We start from the raw sequence: 22,452 nt of genomic DNA, 5'->3' as shown, positions 1-22,452 counted from the left end.
GTGGGATGAGATGAGGAAGCGTTCATGAACGACGACGCCGGCTACGTCAACGAGACACTGGCCCGTTACTCGGACTGGCTCTACGCCACCAGCATCACCGTGTACGTGATCGCCATGCTGATGTTCCTCGGAGCGCTGGCGGCGGCACGGTACGCGAAACTGGACGAACGCCGTGAGGAACTCGTCGGTGCGAGCGTCGGGGGATCCTCGTCCGACGACCGGATGCCCGGACGTGTCGCCGGACCCGCGCCGCGGCGGTCGCTCGGCGATCGGCTCGCCGCCATGGCCTACCCCGTGGTGTGGGTCGGGTTCCTGGCGCACCTCGGATCGATCGTGCTGCGCGGCATGGCGACCGATCGTGCGCCCTGGGGCAACATGTACGAGTTCATCTCGTTGACCTGCGTCGCCTGTGTCGGTGCCGGTCTGGTGGTGCTCCGCCGGAAGGAGTCGCGGCCGCTGCTGAGCTTCGTCCTCATCCCGGTGGTCCTGCTGATGTTCATCGCGGGCCGCTATCTGTACACGCAGGCCGCGCCCGTGGTGCCCGCGCTCAAGTCGTACTGGCTGGCGATCCACGTCTCGATCATCTCGATCTCCTCGGGCGTGCTGCTGGTGGCCGGTGTGGCCAGCATCCTGTACCTGGTGAAGAACCGATGGCCCGCAGTCGGGAGCGAGGCGGACGAGCTCGCCACCGGTGTCGGCGCGTCGCTGCGCCGGCTGCTCGATCATCTGCCGAGCGCCGACGCGCTCGACCGCACCGCGTACAAGTGCACCGTGATCGGATTCCCGCTCTTCGGTCTCGGCATCATCTTCGGTGCCATCTGGGCCGAGGCCTCGTGGGGCCGCTTCTGGGGCTGGGACCCGAAGGAGACGGTGTCGTTCATCGCGTGGGTGATCTACGCGGCCTACCTGCACGCTCGCGCGACGGCCGGATGGCGCAACGCCTCCGCGTGGATCAACGTCGCCGGCTTCGTGGCCCTGCTGTTCAACTTGTTCGCGATCAACCTGGTCGTGTCCGGACTGCACTCCTACGCCGGACTGTAGGAATACTCCGGACTGTAGGAACAGCGCCCGTCAGGATCAGCGTTCGTCGAGCCTGCGCAGGAAGTCCGGGTCGTCGTCCGGTCCGCGGGGGACGCTGGACCGGTCGGAACGACCGGTCTGGTCCTGCATCCGGGACTCGACCAGCCGCCACGACAGGTAGGCGGCGACGATCACGACCAGGACTACGAACAAATACGGCACGACCGCACTACCTCCTGACGCACGACCACTGCGCGCACGCGCGTGGAATCGCTGTCAGCCAGGCTACCGGAGAAAGAGCGATGCCCGGTCCGGGCATCGGCCCGAACCGGGCATCCCGAAGGACGTTCCGGCCTCGCGAGGTCAGGAGCGGTTCAGGAGCTCCACGACGTCGGCCTCGCGGAAACGACGGTGACCGCCCGGGGTGCGAATCGACTTGAGCACGCCGGACGAGGCCCAGCGGGCCACCGTCTTCGGGTTCACGTTGAACATCGCGGCGACCTGACCGGGCGTCAGGTTGTGCTGCGTCGCGAGAGCGGGGGTGATCATCCCGGTGTCGGCGGAGTTGTCGGCGAGTGCAGTCATCAGGTTCTCCTAGTCCTAGCTGGGCTTCGGTCACTGCGTTTCGGTAACACGGGCGCGTACGCCGCTAGACACCACAAGTACACGCATTTGTGCTGGTTGCTCGAACAGTCAGGCGTTGGTAAAGAGTCCGTAATGTCTGATGGGCCTCGATTCTTCGCCTTGCCCACGCTGCCCGATCGTGTCGTACGAACGGTGTATTCGCAGGTAGGCGCGCGACGCCAGTACCCTGGCTGTATGACAGATGAACGAGAAGACTCCGGCACCGCCGGGTCGAAGCCCCCTGCGACCATGACGACGTTGGCCGGAGCGGTGGCGCTGTACACGATCGCCCGGCTCGCACTCGTCGTCGTCATCGCGCTGGTGATCATCTTCGGCGCCAAGATCGTCGGAGTCGAGGTGCCGGTACTCGTCGCGGCGGTCTTCGCGGTGCTGATCGCGCTGCCCCTGGGCATGGTCGTCTTCAAGTCGCTTCGCCTCCGGGTGAACGATCAGATCGCTCGAGTCGATGAGCAGCGGGCGGCGCAGCGCACCGACCTGCAGGCTCGGCTGCGCGGCGAGGACTGACGGTACGACGTGGCGACTCGGGTTGTGGAGCGGACGTACGACCGCAGTTGGACCAGCCGGGCGGTACGGACCATCGAAGCGGATGCGCGGCGCAGCGCGGACACACATCTGCTGAAGGTGGACCTGCCGGACTGGGCGGCGCGCGGCGACGGCATCGACCTCTATCTGAAGGACGAGTCCACGCATCCGACCGGATCGCTCAAGCACCGGCTGGCGCGGTCACTGTTCCTCTACGCCCTCTGCAACGGCTGGATTCACGAGGGCACCACCGTCATCGAGGCATCCTCGGGTTCCACCGCGGTGTCGGAGGCGTACTTCGCGAAGCTGATCGGCGTCCCGTTCATCGCGGTGATGGTGAGCGGCACCTCGCCCGCGAAGACGCGGCTCATCGAGGCCGAGGGCGGGATCTGTCACTTCGTCGACTCGCCCTCGGAGATCTACAGCGTCGCCCAGCGACTCGAGCGCGAACTCGGCGGCCACTTCATCGACCAGTTCACGATGGCCGAGCGGGCCACCGACTGGCGGGGCAACAACAACATCGCCGAATCGGTGTTCGCACAGATGGAGGCCGAACGCCATCGGATTCCGGAGTGGATCGTCGTCGGCGCGGGCACGGGCGGCACGTCGGCGACCTTCGGCCGGTACCTGCGCTACCGGCAGCACCCCACGCGGCTGTGCGTGGTGGACGTGGAGAACTCCGTCTTCCTGCCCGCATACGAGACCGGCGACGGAACCCTCACCTCACCGGGGGCCTCGCGGATCGAGGGCATCGGCCGCCCGCGAGTCGAGCCGTCGTTCGTCTCGCAGGTGATCGACCGGATGATCGCCGTTCCCGACGCGGCCTCGATCGCGGCGATGCGCTTCCTCAGCGACCGTCTCGGCCGCCGGGTCGGCGGATCCACCGGCACCAACTTCTGGGGTGTCTGCTCGCTCATCGGTGAGATGACCGGAAAGGGCCGCTCCGGCAGCGTCGTGTCGCTGCTGTGCGACAGCGGCGACCGCTACGATCACACCTACTTCAACGACGACTGGGTGGCCGAGCAGCGGCTCGACCTCGGCCCGCCGACGGCGGCTCTCGAGCGGTTCTTCGAGACCGGAGTGTGGTCGGCCGGCTGACGTCGCGGAGTCCTGCGGAGGGAGGCGATCGTGGCCGTCGTCGAGGCGTCGGGACTGGTTCGCGAGTACCGGATGGGCACGGAGGTGGTCCGCGCCCTCGACGGGGCGTCGCTGACCCTGGACGGCGGGCAGTTCGTCTCGGTGGTCGGCCCCTCGGGAGCGGGCAAGTCCACGCTCCTGCACATCATCGGCGCGCTCGACACCCCGACCTCCGGCACCATCCGCGTGGACGGTACCGATCTGGCGGCGCTCGGCGACGACGAGGCCTCCGAGTTCCGGCGACGGCGGGTCGGGTTCATCTTCCAGTTCTTCAACCTCGTCCCCACGCTGACCGCGTGGGAGAACGTGGCACTCCCGATGCTCCTCGACTCGAAGTCGTTGCGGAAGGCGCGTCCGCGTGCCGAGGAACTGCTCGGCCGAGTGGGTCTGGGCGGGCGAGTGAACCACCGTCCGTCGGAGCTCTCGGGCGGCCAGATGCAACGGGTGGCGATCGCACGGTCGCTCATGATGGGTCCCAAGATCCTGCTGGCCGACGAACCGACCGGCAACCTCGATTCGCGCACCGGCGCCGAGGTGCTCGATCTGCTCGCGTCCGTGGCGCACGACGAACCCGACCGCCTGGTGTTGATGGTGACCCACGACGAGAACGCCGCCGCGGTCTCCGATCGGATCGTCACCGTCCGCGACGGCAGGATAGACGGGCGGCCCGCCTGACATGGGCGGGCTCGCCGCGGGACTGACGCGTGTCCGGATCCTCAATCTCCGGGAACTGGCCGGGCACAAGCTGCGGGTGGCGACGTCCCTGGCCGTGGTGCTGATCTCCTCGGCGCTGTTGGTGGCCGTCCTCGGCACGTACGGATCGATGTCGGAGTCGGTGCGGGAGTTCAGCGCCGCGGTGGCCGGCGACGCGACCGTGGAGGTGGCCGCGATCGCCGACAGCGGGGTGGACGCCGCGATCGCGGGCGAACTGCGCCGCGACGTGCCGGACGCCCGAGCCGTGGTACCCCTGGTGCGCGACACCGTGCTGCTCGACGGGCGCCCGACGGTGCTGCTGGGGTCGGATCTGAACGCGCTATCGCTGTCGAGCGGGCTGCGCGCGGCCGTCGGCGCCTCCGGCGGCGGAATCGACGCCGACCGCCTCGACGACGGGATCGTCGTCGGCGCGGCGACCGGTCTGCGCCAGGGGCAGCGACTGACCGTGTCGGGGATCCCGGTGACCGTGGTCCGAGTGGTCGACGACCAGGCCGCGACCGCGTTGAACGGCGGACGGTTCGTATTCGCCTATCTCGGTCTCGCGGAGCGTCTCGCCGGACTGAACGGTGCGGTCGACTCGATCCTCGTCGTCCCCGGCCCCGGCGTCCCGGAGGCCCGGTTGCGCGCGCAGGTCGCGCGGGTGGTCGACGGCCGCGCGAGCGTGGTGGATCCGGATTTCCGGGTCGCGCAGGTCGAGACGGCCAACTCGGTGACGCACGATTCCACCCTGCTCGTCTCGCTGGTCTCCCTGATCATCGCGGCCTTCCTGGTGTTCAACATGATGAACATGGCGGTCGCCTCTCGCAGGCAGTCGCTGGCGATGGTGCGGGCGCTCGGGGCGCGGCGCAGGCACCTCGTCGGCGATCTCCTGGCCGAGTCGGCGGTCCTGGGCCTCGTCGGCGGTGCGGCGGGGGTCCCGGTCGGGGTGCTCGCGGGACGGTGGATCGTCGGGCGGTTGCCGGACACGTCCGAGACCGTCGGGGTGGCCGTCGGGTATCACCTGCCGGCGTACGCACCGGTGGTCGCGGTGGCCGCCTGTGTGGTCGCATGCGTCGGCGCGACCGTCCTGGCGGCCAGATCGGTGTTCGCGGTGGCACCGGTGGAGGCGATGGTTCCGGGTGAGGCGGCAGACGCCCGGCCGCCGGCCGCGGGACTGCTGATCGCGAGCGGAGTCGCGGGGGCGGGGACGATCGCGGTGGCCTGGGTCGTCGCCGAGACGGTGCCGGGACGTGCCGCGATCGTCGCCGGCGCCGTCTACTCGGCCGGCGGGCTCCTTCTGTGCTTCGCGCTGATGCCGTTGCTGGTCCGGGCGGTGGTCGGTGCGTCGAACCGCCTGCGCGGACCCGGCCGGCTCGCCGCGGTCAACAGCGAACGCGCACCGCGCCGCGTGTGGGCCACCGTGATGACGGTGGCGGTGGCGATCGCCGTCGGCGTGGGTATCTCCGGTTCGCTGAACAACCTGATCGGGTCGATCTCCAGTTCGCTCACCGGGCTGTCGGACCCCGACTTCTACGTCTCCTCGCGCGACGCGGACTCGATGCCGCTCGGGCCCGCGCTCGACCCGGCCATCGCACAGGAGGTCCGTGCCGTTCCCGGCGTCACCGATGTGGTGGGCGGACAGTGGGCGACGGTCAACATCGCCGACGCGCGCGTCCTGCTCCAGGGCCTCGAACCGGGTGCCGCGGCGCCGTTCGTCCGCAAGTCCTCGCAGGATGCGGTCCGCGAGACCCTCGCCGGGCGGGGCATCCTGCTCTCCGAGGTCCTCGCACGATCACTCGGGGTGCGGGTGGGCGATACCGTTCGACTCGCGACCCCGTCCGGTTACCGCGAACTGGTGGTACGCGACATCGTCGACTACGTGGCCATCGACTCGGGGGTGGGCGCGGTGGCGAACCGGCTCCTGAACGAGTGGTTCCGGCGCGACGGCGATACCTACCTGCAGGTCACGGTGGCGCCGGGCGCCGATCACGAGCAGGTGCGCGAGCGGCTGACCGCGATCGCGGCGCGGCATCCGGGCCGCGGAGACTGGCCGGTCCATGTGTACACCGGGCAGGAGGCGCTCGTCGCTACCGAGCGGAGCGCCCAGCAGGCCGGTGCCTTCACCGTCGCGATCCAGTGGATCGTCGCCGGGGCCGCGGCCGTCGCGCTCCTGAACACGCTGCTGCTCTCGGTTCTGGAACGACGCCGGGAACTCGCTGTGCTGCGGGCGATGGGTGCCTCGCGTCGCTTCGTGTCGCGGATGGTGCTCAGCGAGGCCGCGTCGATCGCGCTGGTCGGCGCGGTGACCGGGCTGATACTCGGCAGCGGACTGCATGTGCTGGCCGACGTGATCCTCACACAGACCACGTCGATCGACATCCGGTACGCGCCGCAGTGGAGCGCCTTCGGTTACGTGGCGATCCCGGTGCTGCTCTGTCTGCTCGGCGCCGGGGTGCCCGCGATGCGGGCCTCGCGGATGAACATCTCGACTTCGCTTGTGGACGACTGAAGAATTGTCAATTTTTCTTGACAGGGCAATTCCGTCAAGATAAATTGACATCATGCACACAGACGAAAGCGTGAACAACCCCGATCCGATGGTTCGGTCGGCGGCCAGCGCCGACCCGGCGACGGGATTGAGTGTGGTTCGGGCGTTGCGGACTCTCGCCGACCGGCTCGAAGACGTCCATGTGGCTTCGGCGAGGTCGCAGGGATGGAGTTGGCAGGCGATCGCCGATGTCCTGCAGATCAGTCGTCAAGCGGTGCATCAGAAGCACTCGTATCGAGAGGCCGCGGAAGCGGCCGGAAAGGACGGCAACGATGTTTGACCGTTTCAACTCAGACGCACGCGCGAGCTTCATGTTCGCGGTGCAGGAGGCCAAAGACCTCGGAAGCCGGCAGATCGGCACCGACCACCTGATCCTCGGAATGCTGTGCAATGCTCGCAGTCCGCTGTTCACCGTGCTCACCGACCAGGGTCTGACTCTGGCGGAGGCACGGAAGGTGGTGCGAAACGACGACGACGGTCCCGTCGAGGACGTTCGCGACCGCTACGAAGAGGACCGGGAGGCCCTGCGCAGCATCGGCATCGACCTCGACAAGGTGCGCGAGGCGGTCGGCGACCGCTTCGGAGAGGACCTGTCGGAGGGCTGGGGGCAGCGCCCCGAGCGCGGCCGCGGCCGCGGCGGGCGGCCCCATCACGGACGTCCGCATGGGGGACCGGCATCGTTCGACGGCCCCGGTTTCCAGGCCCAGTTCGGTCCGGACGGAATCTGGTTCGGCGCCTGGGAGGGCGGCCGTGGACGCCGGGGTCCGCGTGGCCGCGGTCGCGGCGGCCGAATGTCGGAGGCGGCCCGCGAGGCGCTCCGCAGGGCCGCGATGACGGCCCGGGCCGAGAACGAGCGGGAACTCACCGTGGAACGAGTCCTCTTGGCGATCCTCGACGGCGCCGACCCGGCGGCGACCGCCGTGGTGGAGTCGGCCACGACCGTCGACGACCTGCGTGCCGCGGTGACGGCGCTGCTGCCCGAGGGCACCACCGCCGGCTGACGCCAGCCCATCGGGCTCGTCCTATGTCAGGGCGAGCCCGATCGCCGTCGCCACGGACCACACGAGCATCGCGATGCCGGTCAGCGCGAGCACCGGGATCAGGTCGCGTCCCTGGGCGCCGCCCAGGACCAGTCGCACCGGTTTGACGAGGGGGACGATCACCAGCAGGCCGGCAGCGGCGGCGGGGGCGACGACTGCGACGGCGACGCTGACGATCACCGGGATCACGCAGAGGAGCAGGTAGAACGTCCGGGTCCGGCGGTCGCCGAGCCGGACAGCGAGAGTGATCTTGCCCGATTCGGTGTCGCTCGGGATGTCGCGCAAGTTGTTCGCGACGAGGACTCCGCTCGAGAGGCTGCCGACGGCCACAGCGCAGCCGGCGCCGATCCAGTCCACGGAGCCCGCGGCGACGAACTGCGTACCGAGCACCGCGACGAGACCGAAGAACACGAACACGGCTATCTCACCGAAGCCGAGGTAGCCGTAGGGTCGCTTGCCTCCGGTGTAGAACCACGCGCCGGCGATGCAGACCGCTCCGACGAGCACCAGCCACCAGGCCGTCGCCACGGCGAGGACGAGTCCGCAGACCGCGCCGATGCCGAGTGAGATGAGCGCCGCGGTCTTGACCGCTCGCGGGCTCGCCAGGCGGGAACCCACCAGGCGCAGCGGACCGACGCGGTCGTCATCTGTGCCACGAATTCCGTCGGAGTAGTCATTGGCGAAGTTGACGCCTACGATCAGCGCCAGTGCGACGACCAGTGCGAGACCGGCCTTCCACCAGGTGACGTCACCGAGGTGGACGGCCGCGCCGGTCCCGGCGACCACCGGGGCGATCGCGTTCGGCAGGGTGCGCGGTCGTGCGCCTTCGATCCACTGAGTCACTGTTGCCACAGGCCACATCATCTCATCCCGGTGTCCCCAGGTCTGGTGTCGGTCACTCGACCGTCACTCTTCCAGGGACTGTCCGCGCAGGTCACGGCATGTTCTCATAGAATGCTGTCAGGTGCGTCCGAGGCTCGGTGCCGCGGACGCACAGTTCTGCGTCGGGGGAGAGAATCATGAAGCGCACACTTGCCACGTCGACGGCGATCTGCGGAATCTGTCTCGGACTGGCCGCGCCCGCCGCGGTCGCCGCGACACCCACTCCGGTCTTCCTGCCGTCGGTCGCCACTGCCGGTCCGGCGGTCACCGAGTACACCGATGTGCTCGGTGACTGGGTCCAGGGGGCGGACGACGACGCGCACGTCGTCGTCGTTCCCGGGACGGATGACGTCCGCTATCCGCGGATCAACGGAATCGTCGGGGGCCGTGAGTCGACGATCGTGACCTACCCCGAATCGTTCGGCCCGATCATCTCCGGGAAGTCGGGTCGGCTGCTGCCCTTCTTCGCGCCGACCTACGACCAGTCGCGCGACGTCGGCACCGCGAACACCCTCAGCGTGATGCGGGCGTTCCAGGACGCCGATCGGGTGGTGGTCTACACCGGTTACTCGCAGGGTTCCGACGCACTGGGCAACGCCGTGGAGCAGGCGGCAGAGGAGGGGCTGCTCGGATCCGACAGCACCATCCTGCTCGTCTCCGATCCGCGCGGGCCCTGGGGACTGAAATCGCGGCTGAGCCGAACCCCGTTCGCGACGCCGCTGATGGGCTTGTTCGGAGTCGACAACGACGGTGCCCGCAACCCCGCCGACTCCGCCGAGGTGAAGGTCGTTCAGGTCATCGTGCAGGGCGATCCCGTCGCCCACACACAGTGGATCTGGTACCGCCCCGTGGCTTCGGTCCTGGTCAACGCGGCGGGCTTCCTCGCGATCCACTCCGATCCGGGCGAGTACACCTATGCGCACATCGAGAACCTCGAGCACGTCAAGACCTTGCAGAGTGTCGAGGGGAACACCACCTACGAGATCTACGACACGTACCACCCGCTCGCGCTGCTGACCGCGATGGTCTATCGGGCGGTCGGGATCCAGGTGTCCCAGGAGCGGCTGGAGAAGTGGGACCGGGCAGCGGAGTCCTTCTATCCGACTCATGAGATCACCGCCGGCGATGCGGATCCGAAGGCTCCGGTGGTCGACGTCCCGCTCTCCTCCGGCGGAGCGCACCGGCTGCTCGACGCGAACGGCGAATGGGCCGAGCCGCAGCAGCGGGACGGTGCGACGTCGGACGGGCCGCGCCATGCGGCTCCCGAGACGGCCAGCGCACCCGAGACGAGCACGGTGGAGACCGCCCCCGAGGCGATTGCACCTGAGAGCAGTGCGCCCGCGACGACTGCGCCCGAGACCGGTGTCGTCCTCCCGTCGTCGCAGTCCGACGACGCGGCCGAAACCGGTGCCGCGGAGGCGGACTCCGCGAACGCGGCGGACCCCGCCGAGGAGCCGACCGACGTTCCCGCGGCGGCGTGATGCGTCAGGCGAACCGTTCGCGCAACGCCCGGCGATTCACCTTGCCGGGCCCGCGCAGCGGCAGTTCTCCGACGGTGAACACCGCGCGGGGGGCCGCGTAGCGGTCGAGGCGGTCGGAGACGAACTCGCGGACGTCGTCGAGTCCGGGGCGCCGGGCTCCGGCGACGGGGACGATCACCGCGATCACCTTCTCGCCGAGCCGCTCGTCGGGGACGCCCAGGACCGCGCAGTCGGCGACGCCGGGCATCTCGCCCAGGACCGTCTCGACCACCTGCGGGACCACGGTGAGGCCGCCGGTGGTGATCGACTCGTCCGCCCGGCCGACGATGCGCAGAACACCGTCGTCGAGGACGCCGAGGTCGTCGGTGCGGAACCATCCGGGTTCGGCGAACGCCGGGTGCTCGGGCATGTTGCGGTAGCCACGGGCCAGCGTCGCGCCGCCGAGGACCACCCGGCCGGGTTCGGCGCCGCCGGATCCGTCGATCCGGACCGTCGCGCCCGGCAGGGGCACGCCGTCGTACACGCAACCGCCGGCGGTCTCGCTCATCCCGTAGGTGCGGACGATCGGCAGGCCGGCGTCGAGTGCGCGGGCCAGGAGTGCCGGCGGGGTGGCCGCGCCGCCGACGAGAACGGCGTCCAACCGGCCCAGCGCCGCGACCGCGGCAGGCACGTCGAGAGCCTTGCGCAGTTGAGTCGGGACCAGCGAGGTGTATCGGCGGTCACCGGGCATGGCGGCGACGAGTCCGGGCAGTGCGGACGGGTCGAATCCGGCCGCGAGATCGAGTACGACGGGATCGTGACCGGCGGCGAGGGACCGCAGCATCACCTGCAGTCCCGCGATGTGGTGCGGCGGAAGCGCGAGCAGCCAGCTGCCCGGGCCGCCGAGCACGTCGGCCGTCGCCGTCGCGGAGGCGCGCAGGGAAGCGGCCGTGTGCACCGCGCCCTTCGGAGTGCCGGTGGTCCCCGAGGTGGACACGACGAGCGCGGCGTCGTCGTCGATGGGCTCGCCGAGCGCCAGGGCGTGCGAGAGCCTCTGCGTCTCGGCGTCGTCGCCGGCGGGAAGCGGGAGATAGGCGGCGTCGCCGTCCAGGAGTGCCAGCAGGTCGCGGCGGGCCTCGAGGACGGCCGGTCCCGCCGGCAGTTCGAGCGGTTGCAGGACTCTCAGGACGGTTCCTCCGGGTTCTCGGGCCGATCGGGCGGCGCGAGCGGCTCGTCGTCGAAGGGCCACTCCGCTGCCTTCAGAGTCTGCCGTACCCGGTCGACGTCCTCCTGGCGGGGGAGTTCCTGAGTGACCTTGGAGATCTCGACGCCCACATCGATCCGGTTGATCGGCTCCGGAGCACGCGTGTCGACGAGCTCGAGGGCGACCTGCCTGATCTCGTCCTCGGTGAGCTGTCGGCGCAACAGCGCCAAGAGCGGCTGATAGTCGCGGCTCGGCACCCCCTCGGGATAGCCGGCGCGCAGCCAGCGGACCACTCCGCTCAGGAAGGAGGGGCGATCCATACTCCTCCGTTCAGTCCGATACCGGGACGCGATCGGTGAGCGGCCAGCCGGCGGCCGCGAGTCGTGCGGCGACCTGCCGCGTCTCCTCCTCGGACGGCGCCTGCTCGGTGACGGCGTGGATCGCGTCGCGGATCCGCTCGGGAGTCGCGGGAGTCTCGGTGCCGTGCTCCAGCGCGAGGCTCAGGATCACATCGGTGATCTCGCTCTCCGACAGAACCGGTCGGAGCAGTGCGAGCAGCGGCGGAAACTCGGTGGCGGGGACGCCTTCGGGGTACCCGGCGCGGATCCACTTGATGACGTTCTCAAACAGCGATGGGGGCATGGTGTCTCCTCGTGTCTTAGCGGTCGCGCAGCGGTCAGCTCTTGTAGGCGAAGTCCGGGAAGATCCTGAGATCGAAGTAGTAGTTCAGGGTCTGCCGGCAGATCCAGAGGATGCCGACGACGATGACGGCCGCGGTGAGGGCGAACATCAGGTATCCGATGATGCGGAGGACGGGGTTCGCGGGCTTGCCGAGATCGCCGTGCCCGGCTGCCTCCAGACGCATACCGACGGCGAACAGTGCGGGCAGACCGGCGCCGAACAGCAGCCCGACGGCGAGAACCTTGGTGATGGCGGAGACGATGTCCATGGAGGTGCCTTTCGCGGAAGCTGGGTTCAGGACTGTTCGGTGGCTGCGGGAACCGGCGAGTTCGTCGTCTCGTCCCAGTCGGCGTTGACGTTGTCGGCGTCCACCTTCTGCTGCTGAGCCCGGTAGTACATGTAGCCGGAGAGCCCGGCGAGGATCAGGAAGATGACGATCGCGCCCGGTGCGCCGCCGATCAGGCTGGCGAGCCAGTAGCAGAGGGCGCCGACCGCGGCGGCGGCCGGAAGTGTGGTGATCCAGGCGACGGCCATGCGGCCGGCGACGCCCCAGCGGACCTCCGCGCCCTTCTTGCCCAGTCCGCTGCCCAGGATCGACCCGGTCGCCACCTGGGTGGTCGAGAGCGCCATGCCGGCAGCGGAGGAGGTGAGGATGATCGCGGCCGACGAGGCCTCCGCGGCCATGCCCTGTGGAGCCTGGATCTCGACCAGTCCCTTGCCGAGCGTGCGGATGATGCGCCAACCGCCGATCCAGGTGCCCAGTGCGATCGCCCCGGCACACGAGAGGACCACCCAGAACGGCAGACCGTGAGCCACGCTGCCCGAATCCAGATGACCGGTGGCGATCAGGGCGAGGGCGATGACACCCATCGTCTTCTGCGCGTCGCCGGTGCCGTGTGCGAGGGAGACCAGCGAGGCCGAGGCGATCTGACCGTTGCGGAAACCGCGTTCGCGCTTGCTCTCCGAGATGCCGTTGGAGATGGCGTAGATGATGAGTGTGCCGACCGAGGCCACGATGCATGCGATCACCGGAGCGAAGAGCGCGGGGACGATCACCTTCGCGAGGATCCCGTGCCAGTTGATGCCCGAGGTTCCGATCGCCGCCAGACCCGAGCCGATCAGGCCGCCGAACAGCGCGTGCGACGAACTGGACGGCAGACCGAAGAGCCACGTGAACAGATTCCAGAGAATCGCGCCGATCAGACCGGCGAAGATGATGATCAGCGCCTTGTTCGCGTCGAGACCGGCGACGAGTTCACCCTTGGCGTCACCGGACGTCTGCTGAATGTTCAGCACGTCCTTGGTGATGGTGGCGGCGACCTCGACCGAGAGGAACGCGCCGACCAGGTTGAGGATCGCGGAGAGACCGACCGCGACCTTCGGCTTCAGAGCGCCGGTCGCGATGGACGTCGCCATCGCGTTGCCGGTGTCGTGGAACCCGTTCGTGAAGTCGAAGCCGAGGGCTGTGACGATCAACAGCACGAGGATGAGCATCTCTGCGGTCATGCGACCACTATGACCGGCGAACCGTGGGTCGAGTCAACTCGCCCAAGGTCCGACTTTTGTGCTCTGACCTGCTACTTTCTGTTCTCCGGAGGTGCGTTAACGGAAAGTTCATCTGTCGGTGGGCTTCGCGCCACCGGGAGTTGCCGGTTGTTTCCGACGTCCCGGTGGAACAGAGGTGACCGGCAGGTGAACGCGGCCTCCGATCAGGTGGCGGCCGGACGCGGGCGGTCTCGCCGATCGCCGGTGAAAAACGTATGCCAGAATCAGCCCATGACGCCGATGACGCTGGGCATGCCCATCAATTACGCGGGCGACTTCCGCGAGACCATCGATAATCTCCGGGACTTCGAGGGGGTCGGCGTCAGCCGGGTCACCGTACCCGAGGCCTACAGTTTCGACGCGGTCAGTCAGCTCGGGTACATCGCCGCGCGCACCGAGACGATGGAACTGCAGACCGGCATCCTGCCGATGTACTCGCGCACGCCAACCAATCTCGCCATGACGGCGGCCGGCCTCGACTACATCAGCGGCGGTCGTGCGGTTCTCGGCATCGGTGCCTCCGGTCCGCAGGTGATCGAGGGCTTCCACGGCGTCAAGTACGACTTCCCGCTCGGCCGGGCGCGCGAGAACGCCGAGATCTGCCGGAAGGTGTGGCGCCGCGAGCGCGTCGAGTACCGCGGGAAGCACTACCAGCTGCCACTGACGAAGGAGGACGGCGGCAGCGGGCTCGGCAAGGCGCTGAAGATCATCAACCACCCCGTCCGTGACCGCATCCCGATGCTGCTCGCGGCGATCGGGCCCAAGAACGTCGAACTGGCCGCCGAGATGTTCGAAGAACTGCAGCCCTTCCTGTACCACCCCGACTACGTCGAGGCCGCCTTCGGTGAATCGCTGGCGGCAGGCAGGGCCAAGCGCGACCCGGATCTGCCGGAACTGCGCATCGTCATTCAGGCCAGTGCGCTGATCACCGAGGACGCCGACGAGATCGCGGCGGCGGAGAACGCGGTGCGGCACCACTCGGCGCTGTACATCGGCGGAATGGGAGCCCGCGGAAAGAACTTCTACAACTCGCTGGTCCAGCGGTACGGCTACGTCGACGAGGCCGCGCTGATCCAGGATCTGTATCTGGACGGCCGCAAGGACGAGGCCGCCGCGGCGATTCCCCAGGATCTGATCGACGCGATCAGCCTCATCGGTCCGCGGTCGAAGGTCGCCGAGCAGGTCGAGCGGTTCCGTGCCAGCGGTGTCGGCGTGCTGCTGGCCTCGCCGGCCGCCGCGTCCCACAACCGCCGGGTGGAGGACATGCGGGTGTTGAAGGAACTCATCGGCTGAGCCCGGCCCGTCAGGTCCGCGCGGGTGCGGCGGCGGCGCGGCGCAGTCGTGCCGCGCCGAGGAAGCCCAACGCGAGGAATGCGACGGCGACCACCATCGACCATCGGGTGGCGTCGGCGAATCCCTCCGAGAGTGCGCCGACCGCGGCGTCGGTCCGGTCGCCGAGCGGGCTGTGGACCCCCTCGGCGCGCAGCATCGTGATGGTGGTGCCCGCTGACTCGCGGGTGGCGGCGGCCACCTGGTCCGCGGCGGGACCGCTGAATCCGGCGTGGTCGAGTGCGGTCGGCAGGGTCGTCGCGAGTGCCACCGACAGCGCCGCGCCGGCGAAGGCCGTGCCCAGTGCCGATCCGACCTGCCGGACCGTGCTCTGGGTGGCCGACGCCTGACCGGAGTCGTCCACCGGAACGTCGCGGAGGACGGTCCCGGTGAGTTGAGCCGAAGCCAGCCCCAGACCGAGGCCGTAGAGGATCAACGGCTGCGCGATGATCCAGCCGGAGGTCGAGCTCCCGATCACCACGACGAGGATCAGGACCCCCGCGACTTCGAGACCGAGGCCGAGCAGCACCACGGCGGGGGCACCGAGCCTGGCCGCGAGGTGTCGTGCCATGGCGCCGGAGACGAAGGCTCCGATCGCCATGGCCGCCAGGACCAGGCCGGCCTGCATCACGTCGAGGCCGAGCGCGTTCATGAGGTACAGCGGCAGCGCGAAGATGATGCCGAACTCTCCGACCGCCACTGCGGCGGCGGTGACATTGCCCCACGAGAACGTGGGCAGGCCGAACAGCCGGAGGTCGAGGATCGCCGACCGCCCGTTGTTCCGGCGATGACGCTCCCAGACGACGAACAGGACCAGAGCCGACGCCGCCACCGCGAAGGCCACCGGGACGATCGAGATCGGCGCCTGCTCGGGCCACCTCCATCCGAACACCTTCAGCTCGCCCTTCGGCGTCCACCAACCCAGGTCGGGCCCTTCGATCACGGCGAACACCAGTGCGCCGAAACCGATCATGCTGAGCATCGCGCCGTCGACATCGGCGCCGGGCCGATCGTCGCCGCCCTTCGATTCGGACACCGTGAAGATCGCGGCGATCGCCACGACGAGACCGAGCGGCAGATTGACGAGGAAGATCCAGTGCCACGACGCCCATTGGGTCAGGGCGCCGCCCGCGAGCGGTCCCACCGCCGCCGCGCCGGAGATCACCGCACCCCAGACACCGAAGGCTGCGGCCCGGTAGCGACCGCGGAAGACGGCGTTCACCGTGGAGAGGGTCGAGGGCATGATGAACGCCGCGCCGACCGCCTGGACCGCACGGGCCGCAATCAGCGTGCCCGCCGACCCGGAGGCGGCGGCGAGCAGACTGCCGGCGACGAAGACGGTGAGTCCGAACAGGAACATCCGTTTGCGGCCCCAGCGGTCGGCGAGTCGGCCCGTCGAGAGCAGCAGTGCCGCCAACACCACCGCGTACAGACTGTTGACCCATTGGGCGTCGGTGAGGTCGAGACTCAGGTCGCTGATGATCGCCGGCAGCGCGACGCCGACGATCGTTCCGTCGAGCACGATCAGGCCCAGCCCGACCGACAGGACGGCGAGGCCGATCCAGTCCCGGCGGGTGGGCGCTGAGGTGTTCGCGGGCAGGGTGGAACCGGGGGGAGCACCTGTCATGCGTCGATCTCACCAGATCGACCGGCTGCGCGGACCGTGTCTTGGTGTTAGGCCAAGATCAATCAGAAGGTGGATGCGCGGGCGCGGGCGGTCTCAATACTGGCAGGTCTAGTAGTAGTACGGGAACGAGTCCCAGTTCGGTTCACGCTTCTCCAGGAAGGCGTCCCGGCCCTCGACCGCCTCGTCGGTCATGTAGGCCAGACGCGTGGCCTCGCCGGCGAAGACCTGCTGACCCATCAGCCCGTCGTCGGTCAGGTTGAACGCGAACTTCAGCATCCGCTGCGCGGTGGGCGACTTGGAGTTGATCTTCCGTGCCCATTCGACGGCCGTTTTCTCGAGTTCTGCATGATCGACGACGCGGTTCACGGCGCCCATCTGATGCATGGTCTCGGCGTCGTAGGCTTCGCCCAGGAAGAAGATCTCGCGGGCGAACTTCTGGCCGACCTGCTTGGCGAGGTAGGCGCTGCCGTAACCGGCGTCGAAGCTGCCCACGTCGGCGTCGGTCTGCTTGAACCGTGCGTGTTCCCGGGAGGCGAGGGTCAGATCGGCGACCGCATGCAGCGAATGGCCGCCGCCCGCGGCCCAGCCGTTGACGACCGCGATGACGACCTTCGGCATGGTGCGGATCAACCGCTGGACTTCGAGGATGTGCAGTCGTCCGCCCTCGGCCTTGACCCGTGCCTCGTCCACTCCGTCGACGGTCGCCGCGGTGACATCGGAATCGTGGCTGGTGGCGTACTGGTAACCGCTGCGGCCGCGGATGCGCTGGTCGCCGCCGCTGCAGAAGGCCCAGCCGCCGTCCTTGGGTGACGGGCCGTTGCCGGTCAGAAGCACTGTGCCCACGTCCGGGGTCCGGCGCGCGTGGTCGAAGGCTCGATAGAGCTCGTCGACGGTGTGCGGTCGGAAGGCGTTGCGGACCTCGGGCCGGTCGAACGCGATGCGGACGATGCCGTTGGCGCGGCCTTCACCGGTGTGCCGGTGGTAGGTGATGTCGGTGAGGTCCTCGAAGCCGGGGACGGTGCGCCATGCGGACGGGTCGAAGGGGCTGGAGTCGGTCGTCATGTCTTCCGAGCCTAGTTGGAGCCCGGTCGGCGCGAGTCGGCGTGGGCGGCGACGGTGACGGGGTGGTCTGCCGGCACCGATGCAGTGGCGCTCAAGTCCGTCGTTGGGAGTGCGACCTCCATCTTCTATTACCGATGTTCAGATGCTAGGTTCCAAACTGAGTGTCACTCCGATTTCTCGCGGAGGACGTGTCGATCAAGAAGCAGGAGGCTCGATGAACCAGCCCGTCGTGGTGTCGCAGGAAGGCGGCGTCGGCCGGTTGATCCTCAACCGCCCGAAGGCCATCAACGCCCTGAACGACGAGATGGTGGATCTGATGTCGGCCGCGCTGCGGAAGTGGCGCGAGGACGAGGCGGTGAAGGCGGTGGTGCTCTCCGGCGCCGGCGAGCGCGGACTGTGCGCCGGTGGCGACATCGTGTCGATTCACCGCGACGCCAAGGCACTCGTCGAGGCCGGCGCCGGCGACGCAGAGGCTACGGCCTGCCCGTCTGCGGTGTTCTGGCGCGAGGAGTACCAGCTCAATTCCGAGATCGCGAAGTTCCCCAAGCCGTACGTCGCGCTGATGGACGGGATCGTCATGGGCGGCGGTGTCGGCGTCTCCGCACACGCCAACACCCGCGTGGTCACCGACCGCACCCGGCTCGCGATGCCGGAGACCGGTATCGGCTTCGTCCCCGACGTCGGAGGCACGCACCTTCTCTCGCAGATTCCGGACCGACTCGGCGTGTACCTGGGCCTCACGGCGGCCTCGATCAACGGCGCCGATGCCATCGCCCTCGGCATCGCGGACCATTACGTCCCCGCCGCAGATCTCGACGCCTTCGTCAAGGCCGTCTCCGCGACCACCGTCGACGAGGCGCTGGCCACCTACGCCCAGAAGCCGCCCGCGTCCGATCTGTACGCCCAGCGCGACTGGATCAACGAGGCCTTCGCCGCCGACAGCGTCGCCGAGATCGTCCGCCGCTGCGAGTCCGTCGGCACCGAAGCGGCGGAGAAGGCGGCCGCGACGCTCCGGGCCAAGAGCCCGACGACCCTCGCGGTGACGCTGCGGGCGCTCCGCAACCCGCTGCCGACTCTCGACGAGGCGCTCGCCCGCGAATACCGGGTGTCGGTGCGATGCGTCCGCAGCCACGACATGGCCGAGGGGATCCGGGCGCAGGTGATCGACAAGGACCGCAATCCGTCGTGGAGTCCCGCGGAGATCGGCGACGTCACCGAGGCCGACGTGGACGCCTTCTTCGCGCCGCTGCCCGAGGGGCTCGAACTCACCATTGTGAACCCGTGAACCTCATGCCCGACCGCACCCGACAGCCATTGGAGAACCGCAGATGACCGAGTACCAGACCATCCTCACCGAGACCGACGGCCGCGTCGCCGTCATCACCCTGAACCGTCCCAAGGCCCTCAACGCGCTGAACACCGAACTGATGGGCGAAGTGGTTGCGGCCGTGCGCGGCTTCGACGCGGACCCGGAGATCGGCGCCATCGTCATCACCGGCTCGGAGAAGGCCTTCGCCGCAGGCGCCGATATCAAGGAGATGCAGTCGAAGAGCTTCAGCGAGGTGGTCGGCCAGCAGTTCTTCGGCGCGTGGGACGAACTGTCGCGCACCCGCACTCCGATCATCGCGGCGGTTGCGGGCTACGCGCTCGGCGGCGGCTGCGAGTTGGCCATGCTCTGCGACATCATCATCGCCGGCGAGAACGCCAGGTTCGGTCAGCCCGAGATCAACCTCGGCGTGATCCCCGGGATCGGCGGATCGCAGCGACTCACCCGAGCAGTCGGCAAGGCCAAGGCGATGGACCTGGTCCTCACCGGGCGGCAGATGAAGGTTGACGAGGCGGAGCGGGCGGGTCTGGTGTCGCGCGTGGTTCCGACCGACGAGGTGGTCAGCACCGCTCGCGAGGTCGCGGCGACCATCGCGAGCAAGTCGTTCATCGCGGCGTCGTACGGCAAGGAAGCGGTGAACCGCGCGTTCGAGTCGAGCCTCACCGAAGGCGTCCGCGCCGAGCGGAGCCTGTTCTACTCGCTGTTCGCCACCGCCGATCAGACCGAGGGCATGGCGGCCTTCGTGGAGAAGCGGGAACCGGAATTCAAGCACCGCTGATGCGCGAGACGGGACCGGCGTCGTGACGGCGGCGCGGGGGCAGGCCGGATCGAAGAGCGACCGCACGCGCAGCGCCGTGCGTGCGGCCGCCGCGGAGTGCTTCGCGGAGTCGGGCTTTCAGGCGGCTACCACCGCCGAGATCGCCCGGCGTGCGGGAGTGTCGGAGGGCACCGTCTTCCTGCACTACTCCAGCAAACTCGGCCTGCTCACCGCCGTCACCCGGGAGTTCTACGAGGGGCTGCAGGGCCAGGCCGAGGCGGTTCTGGCGCAGGACGGCGCGACGCCGTCGGAACTGCTGCGCCGACTGGTCCACGATTGGTGTGCGGTGATGGCGACGCAGTGGGACCTGGTGCAGGTGTACATCCACACCGCCCAGGCGTTTCCCGGCACGGAGCTGGCGTCGGTCGTCATCGATTCCAACCGCCGCTACACGAGGCTGTACACCTCGGTCATCGACGACATGAAGCGGTGCGGAGAAGTGGACGCCTCGCTTCCGTCGGCGCTGGCGCGCGACATGATCTTCGGGACGCTGGAGCACAGCGCGCGCGGCCAGCGATACGCCGGGCGTCCGGTGCACACGGCAGATGTGGGACGGCAGATCGTCGATCTGCTGATCGGCGCCGGCCACGCCGACGCCCGGCGGTCGTCCGACGACGAGAGGCTCGCTCGTATCGAGACCAAGATCGACAGGCTGCTGTCGCAGGGGGAAGTCTGAGCCGACCACAGGAGGCGGTCGCGCGGAAGATACGGTGAAACGATGACGGGCGCAACCGAACAGCAGTCGAGCACAGAGGCGTCGGAGACGTCACCGCACCAGGGCGGGTTCCGCGCCGACTTCGAGGTCACGACCGAACGCGGGGGACCGAGCTACGGCGAGATGGTCGAGCAGGTCCGCACGTTCATGGACAAGGTGCGGTACGCGTCGCCGACCCCCGAGTTGGCCGACGAGGTGATCGAGGACCTCAAGAAGCTCAACGCCAAGCTCGACACGACCCTCGTCGACGAGTGGACGTCACCGTCGGGGACCCGGATCGACCTGCCGTCGCGGGGCAACATCACCCTGCCGCCGTACGAGGTGCGCAACGGTGGGCCGGAGGGGGTGGACGCGGAGGTGATCTTCCGGCGGTTCCATCTCGGAGGCAACGGTGTGGCGCACGGAGGGCACGTCGCGGTCGCCTTCGACGACCTCGGTGGCATGGCTGCGGCTCTGCGAGCCGGCCGGCCGGCGCGGACCGCCTATCTGACGGTGAACTACCGGTCACTGACTCCGTTGGAGACGCCCCTCGTGCTGCGCACCTGGGTGCACGAACACGACGGTCGCAAGAACTTCGTCCGCGGCACGCTGCATGACGGCGACCGCCTGTGCGCGGAGATGGACGCACTCTTCATCGAGCTGAGGCCCGGTCAGGCGTAGCCGCGACGGGTCGGGCTCACGCCTTCAGTTCGTGCGCCTCGACGACGAAACCCGCCGCCTGCAAGCGATCGATCAACACATCGCCCATCGCCACCGCGGGGGTCAGGACGCCGGCGCGGTCGGGGAGCCGATCACGATCCAGAGCGAGAGCCAGCGATGCCTCGCCGAGCATCACGGCGGTCGCCTTGTATCCGGGGTCGCCGTGCGCGCGCATCTGTGAGCGATACCGGCGTCCGGTGGTCGTGGTGGTGAAGGTCTGGGTGACGAAGTTGCCCGTCTCGCGGGACTTCTCTCCGGGGCCGCTGCCGGGCTTGGGGAGCACCATGTCGAGGACCTTGCGGGTGGGCGCGAAGCTCATCGCGCCGAGGAATGCTCCGGTTCCGACGGTGACGATCCCGGCCAGTGCGGCCGACAGGCCGGGCACGCCGCCGACCGACATCGTCTCCTGGTAGCGGAACGCGTCACCGTACGCACCGTCGAGAAGGTAGTTCGAACGACGCACCACGCGGGTGTTGTAAGACGACATGAAGAACGGTGCGAGCGTGCCCCGCAGGCTCGGGTCGACCTTCTTCGCGTCGACCGGCGTCATATCGCTGGGCTCGGAGTTGAGGCCCGCGCGCGGAGTCTCACCCGACCCGCCGGAGAGTGCCTGCGGGTTCATGATCAGGCTTCTGGTCTCCGCGTCTTTCGCCATCTCTGCGATCACCCGGACCGAGTCGACCGTTCCGCCGGAGACGCCGCCGCGCAGCGACGTCACCACCATGGTGGTGTCGGTCATCTCGCCCGCGCCGTCTTCGGCGATCGTTCGGTGCAGCAGATACGCGCCGAGGTCGGACGGGACCGAATCGAATCCGCAGGAATGCACGATCCGCGCGCCGGACGCGGTGGCCAGTTCGTCGGCCTTGTCGATGGAGTGCCGGACGAACGGGACCTCGCCGGTGAGGTCGACGTAGTCGGTGCCTGCGGTCGCAGCAGCGATCACGAGATTCTCGCCGTAGCGCAGGTACGGACCCACCGTGGTGCAGACCACCTGCGTACGTGCGCACATCGCATCTAGCGACGACGGCGAGTCCGAGTCGGCCACGATCAGCGGCCAGTCGCGCGCGCGCTCGCCGAGGCGTCGTCGCACCGCGGCGAGTTTGGTCTCCGACCTCCCGGCGAGAGCGATGCGAGTGCTCGCCGGTGCATGGTCGGCGAGGTACTGGGCGGTGAGCTCACCGACGAAACCGGTGGCTCCAAACACGACGACGTCGAATTCGCGACTCATGGGGTCGACCCTACTGGCATCCCGACCGCCGACACGGTATCTACACCGCCGGCACGAACCATCCGCTTGCCTGTTCGATTCATCGATCCGTTGTGTCATACCCGATTGGTAGTGTTCTGGTAGGTCAAGAAAATATGGTGTGAGCAGCTGAAACACTCGGGGGAGGTGGCAGTGATGAGCGGTCCGATCACCGATTCGATCGCGACTGTCGTTGCCACCGGTGCGCTGCCGGAGCGGCCCGCCGAACTACTCGCACTGATCGATGCCGCGG

24 protein-coding genes are annotated in these 22,452 nt (G+C 68.7%); 13 read left to right on the top strand and 11 right to left on the bottom strand.

Translation table 11 applies throughout. From position 1 onward, the window contains the following. Positions 1–24: 24 nt before the first annotated feature. The gene (ccsB, locus tag ABFX36_RS15610) at positions 25–1,041 is read left to right on the top strand and encodes a c-type cytochrome biogenesis protein CcsB (RefSeq protein ID WP_006894316.1); all 1,017 of its coding nucleotides are present in this window, start codon (positions 25–27) and stop codon (positions 1,039–1,041) included. Positions 1,042–1,077: 36 nt separating this feature from the next. Here the strand turns inward: ccsB and ABFX36_RS15605 are convergent, their stop codons facing one another. Then, positions 1,078–1,242, bottom strand: a complete 165-nt coding sequence (locus ABFX36_RS15605) for a hypothetical protein (RefSeq protein WP_006894317.1) — start codon at positions 1,240–1,242, stop codon at positions 1,078–1,080. Between the two features lie 141 nt (positions 1,243–1,383). Beyond that, on the bottom strand, positions 1,384–1,605 hold the full coding sequence (locus ABFX36_RS15600) for a BldC family transcriptional regulator (RefSeq protein ID WP_006894318.1): 222 nt from the start codon (positions 1,603–1,605) through the stop codon (positions 1,384–1,386). A 234-nt stretch (positions 1,606–1,839) separates the two neighbouring features. Here ABFX36_RS15600 and ABFX36_RS15595 point away from each other — a divergent pair, with 234 nt between their 5' ends. The 6 genes from ABFX36_RS15595 to ABFX36_RS15570 are packed head-to-tail and all read left to right on the top strand — an operon-like array spanning position 1,840 to position 7,566. Continuing rightward, positions 1,840–2,169: a DUF4229 domain-containing protein gene (locus ABFX36_RS15595; RefSeq protein ID WP_039866578.1), complete on the top strand. Its 330-nt coding sequence runs from the start codon at positions 1,840–1,842 to the stop codon at positions 2,167–2,169. Positions 2,170–2,178: 9 nt separating this feature from the next. After that, positions 2,179–3,285 (top strand): L-cysteine desulfhydrase Cds1, encoded by a 1,107-nt coding sequence (cds1, locus tag ABFX36_RS15590; RefSeq protein WP_006894320.1) that lies wholly within the window; start codon positions 2,179–2,181, stop codon positions 3,283–3,285. Between the two features lie 30 nt (positions 3,286–3,315). After that, positions 3,316–3,999, top strand: a complete 684-nt coding sequence (locus ABFX36_RS15585; protein WP_006894322.1) for an ABC transporter ATP-binding protein — start codon at positions 3,316–3,318, stop codon at positions 3,997–3,999. 1 nt (position 4,000) lies between these two features. After that, entirely contained in the window at positions 4,001–6,526 is a 2,526-nt protein-coding gene (locus ABFX36_RS15580; RefSeq protein ID WP_346077115.1) for an FtsX-like permease family protein, read from the top strand. 52 nt (positions 6,527–6,578) lie between these two features. Then, positions 6,579–6,845, top strand: a complete 267-nt coding sequence (locus ABFX36_RS15575; RefSeq protein ID WP_006894326.1) for a hypothetical protein — start codon at positions 6,579–6,581, stop codon at positions 6,843–6,845. After that, positions 6,838–7,566 (top strand): Clp protease N-terminal domain-containing protein, encoded by a 729-nt coding sequence (locus ABFX36_RS15570; protein WP_006894327.1) that lies wholly within the window; start codon positions 6,838–6,840, stop codon positions 7,564–7,566. Before ABFX36_RS15575 ends, ABFX36_RS15570 begins: the two co-directional genes overlap by 8 nt. 21 nt (positions 7,567–7,587) lie before the next feature. Here ABFX36_RS15570 and ABFX36_RS15565 read toward each other — a convergent pair whose 3' ends face one another. After that, complete coding sequence (locus ABFX36_RS15565; RefSeq protein ID WP_006894328.1) at positions 7,588–8,457, bottom strand: 1,4-dihydroxy-2-naphthoate polyprenyltransferase; 870 nt, start codon at positions 8,455–8,457, stop codon at positions 7,588–7,590. A 167-nt stretch (positions 8,458–8,624) separates the two neighbouring features. On the opposite strand from ABFX36_RS15565, the gene ABFX36_RS15560 reads away from it, so the two are divergent. Continuing rightward, a complete protein-coding gene (locus ABFX36_RS15560; protein ID WP_081598039.1) occupies positions 8,625–9,968 on the top strand; it encodes a PE-PPE domain-containing protein in 1,344 nt (447 codons plus the stop codon). A 4-nt stretch (positions 9,969–9,972) separates the two neighbouring features. On the opposite strand, the gene menE is transcribed toward ABFX36_RS15560, so the two are convergent. From menE to ABFX36_RS15535, 5 genes are read right to left on the bottom strand one after another with little or no spacing between them, the layout of a single operon-like run. Then, positions 9,973–11,133, bottom strand: a complete 1,161-nt coding sequence (menE, locus tag ABFX36_RS15555; protein WP_346077321.1) for an o-succinylbenzoate--CoA ligase — start codon at positions 11,131–11,133, stop codon at positions 9,973–9,975. Next, positions 11,130–11,471 carry a DUF3349 domain-containing protein gene (locus ABFX36_RS15550; RefSeq protein ID WP_006894337.1) on the bottom strand — a complete coding sequence of 114 codons (342 nt, stop codon included), beginning with the start codon at positions 11,469–11,471 and terminating at the stop codon, positions 11,130–11,132. Before ABFX36_RS15550 ends, menE begins: the two co-directional genes overlap by 4 nt. Before the next feature lie 10 nt (positions 11,472–11,481). Further along, a complete protein-coding gene (locus ABFX36_RS15545; RefSeq protein ID WP_006894341.1) occupies positions 11,482–11,793 on the bottom strand; it encodes a DUF3349 domain-containing protein in 312 nt (103 codons plus the stop codon). Between the two features lie 34 nt (positions 11,794–11,827). After that, positions 11,828–12,100 carry a hypothetical protein gene (locus tag ABFX36_RS15540; protein WP_006894343.1) on the bottom strand — a complete coding sequence of 91 codons (273 nt, stop codon included), beginning with the start codon at positions 12,098–12,100 and terminating at the stop codon, positions 11,828–11,830. A gap of 26 nt (positions 12,101–12,126) precedes the next feature. After that, positions 12,127–13,338: an inorganic phosphate transporter gene (locus tag ABFX36_RS15535; protein ID WP_006894345.1), complete on the bottom strand. Its 1,212-nt coding sequence runs from the start codon at positions 13,336–13,338 to the stop codon at positions 12,127–12,129. A 270-nt stretch (positions 13,339–13,608) separates the two neighbouring features. On the opposite strand from ABFX36_RS15535, the gene ABFX36_RS15530 reads away from it, so the two are divergent. After that, positions 13,609–14,670, top strand: coding sequence for an LLM class F420-dependent oxidoreductase (locus ABFX36_RS15530; protein WP_045538038.1), 1,062 nt, complete (start codon positions 13,609–13,611; stop codon positions 14,668–14,670). A gap of 10 nt (positions 14,671–14,680) precedes the next feature. Here ABFX36_RS15530 and ABFX36_RS15525 read toward each other — a convergent pair whose 3' ends face one another. Continuing rightward, entirely contained in the window at positions 14,681–16,333 is a 1,653-nt protein-coding gene (locus tag ABFX36_RS15525) for an MFS transporter (RefSeq protein WP_346077110.1), read from the bottom strand. Between the two features lie 108 nt (positions 16,334–16,441). Further along, positions 16,442–17,395, bottom strand: a complete 954-nt coding sequence (locus ABFX36_RS15520) for a 1,4-dihydroxy-2-naphthoyl-CoA synthase (protein WP_346077109.1) — start codon at positions 17,393–17,395, stop codon at positions 16,442–16,444. A gap of 214 nt (positions 17,396–17,609) precedes the next feature. Between ABFX36_RS15520 and ABFX36_RS15515 the strand changes: the two genes are divergently transcribed. Genes ABFX36_RS15515 through ABFX36_RS15500 form a run of 4 tightly spaced genes read left to right on the top strand, consistent with a single transcriptional unit; the run spans position 17,610 to position 20,914 of the window. After that, entirely contained in the window at positions 17,610–18,680 is a 1,071-nt protein-coding gene (locus ABFX36_RS15515) for an enoyl-CoA hydratase/isomerase family protein (RefSeq protein WP_346077107.1), read from the top strand. 43 nt (positions 18,681–18,723) lie between these two features. Continuing rightward, positions 18,724–19,500, top strand: coding sequence for an enoyl-CoA hydratase (locus tag ABFX36_RS15510; protein ID WP_006894353.1), 777 nt, complete (start codon positions 18,724–18,726; stop codon positions 19,498–19,500). Between the two features lie 22 nt (positions 19,501–19,522). Further along, complete coding sequence (locus tag ABFX36_RS15505; RefSeq protein ID WP_222110962.1) at positions 19,523–20,215, top strand: TetR/AcrR family transcriptional regulator; 693 nt, start codon at positions 19,523–19,525, stop codon at positions 20,213–20,215. Between the two features lie 42 nt (positions 20,216–20,257). Then, the gene (locus ABFX36_RS15500) at positions 20,258–20,914 is read left to right on the top strand and encodes a PaaI family thioesterase (RefSeq protein ID WP_006894355.1); all 657 of its coding nucleotides are present in this window, start codon (positions 20,258–20,260) and stop codon (positions 20,912–20,914) included. A 16-nt stretch (positions 20,915–20,930) separates the two neighbouring features. On the opposite strand, the gene ABFX36_RS15495 is transcribed toward ABFX36_RS15500, so the two are convergent. Further along, the gene (locus ABFX36_RS15495; protein WP_006894357.1) at positions 20,931–22,181 is read right to left on the bottom strand and encodes a saccharopine dehydrogenase family protein; all 1,251 of its coding nucleotides are present in this window, start codon (positions 22,179–22,181) and stop codon (positions 20,931–20,933) included. Positions 22,182–22,452: the final 271 nt, after the last annotated feature.

It is taken from the genome of Gordonia cholesterolivorans, from assembly GCF_039531975.1.
GTDB classification, from domain to species: domain Bacteria; phylum Actinomycetota; class Actinomycetes; order Mycobacteriales; family Mycobacteriaceae; genus Gordonia; species Gordonia sihwensis.
Note: the sequence above shows the minus strand (reverse complement) of the source record. Positions and strands in the feature narration are given on the sequence as shown.